At 68.0% G+C, this 723-nt stretch carries 1 protein-coding gene and 1 pseudogene; one reads left to right on the top strand and one right to left on the bottom strand.

The genetic code is table 11. The annotated features are described in order from the left end of the window. Window positions 1–19: 19 nt before the first annotated feature. Window positions 20–352: a hypothetical protein gene (locus ACFHPP_RS31285; protein WP_437167119.1), complete on the bottom strand. Its 333-nt coding sequence runs from the start codon at window positions 350–352 to the stop codon at window positions 20–22. A gap of 152 nt (window positions 353–504) precedes the next feature. Between ACFHPP_RS31285 and ACFHPP_RS31280 the strand changes: the two are divergent. Then, window positions 505–632, top strand: a pseudogene (locus ACFHPP_RS31280) (IS21 family transposase); the annotation flags it as partial. Window positions 633–723 lie beyond the last annotated feature (91 nt).

Here is a 723-nt window from a genome sequence, read left to right as displayed (position 1 = left end):
GGCCTTTCTTTTATCTGCGTCAGCGGAGCGGCTTCCACGGATCTGCCTCGATCCGCAGCGCCAGGCCTTCAGCGCTGCCGCTGAGGCTGTCCTTGGTCAGTAGGACGATCTCGGGCGGCTCCCCGCAGTCGCGGCACCGGAGCTCCGCCAGCGCCCCGGCCACCGTAACGCCGGGCCGCGCCTCGGCGATCGGCGCCACCGGGAAGCAGCGGAAGCGGCAGGCCGGCGTCGGGCACTGCGTTGCGAACTCATAGGCGGCGAAATCCTCCAGCGGCCGCGGCAGGGCCGCCCGGCCGGCGACAACGTTGGGGTGGTCATCGAATTGCGCGCTGGGGCGAGGGGGATTGGTCATGCGGCGTAATAGCGCACGACGACCCTCTCCGTCGCCGGGATCCGTCTATGTGTTGCCGGTGATGCAAAACGGTAGACTGCGTTACGGCATAGGCAGCAACAGGCGTAGCCAATCTCGCCTGCCGCGCCTCCAGATGCGGGAAGCACCGTCCGATCCGGGCGATCGCCCGCCGGACTGGCCTGTCGCGGAACACCATCCGCAAGTACCTGCAGTCCGAGGCGGTGGAGCCTGTTTCAGGACGCCCGATCGCTCCAGTAAGCTCGATCCCTTCGCCGAGCGGCCGCCAGCCAGCGTCATGCCAGGGACGGGCTGCATCCCGTGCCCAAAGGTATTGTGGCAGGCGCCGCAGAAGGTAGCGAACTCTCCGAGGT

This window comes from Falsiroseomonas sp. E2-1-a20 (genome assembly GCF_051433195.1).
In the GTDB taxonomy this organism is placed as follows: domain Bacteria; phylum Pseudomonadota; class Alphaproteobacteria; order Acetobacterales; family Acetobacteraceae; genus Falsiroseomonas.
The sequence above is the reverse complement of the archived record's forward strand: the minus strand, read 5'-3'. Positions and strand labels throughout refer to the sequence as shown.

What these genes read in the sequence shown, in the direction of transcription:
- ACFHPP_RS31285 (WP_437167119.1), bottom strand. Translation starts at nt 352, where the DNA reads ATGACCAATCCCCCTCGCCCCAGCGCGCAATTCGATGACCACCCCAAC.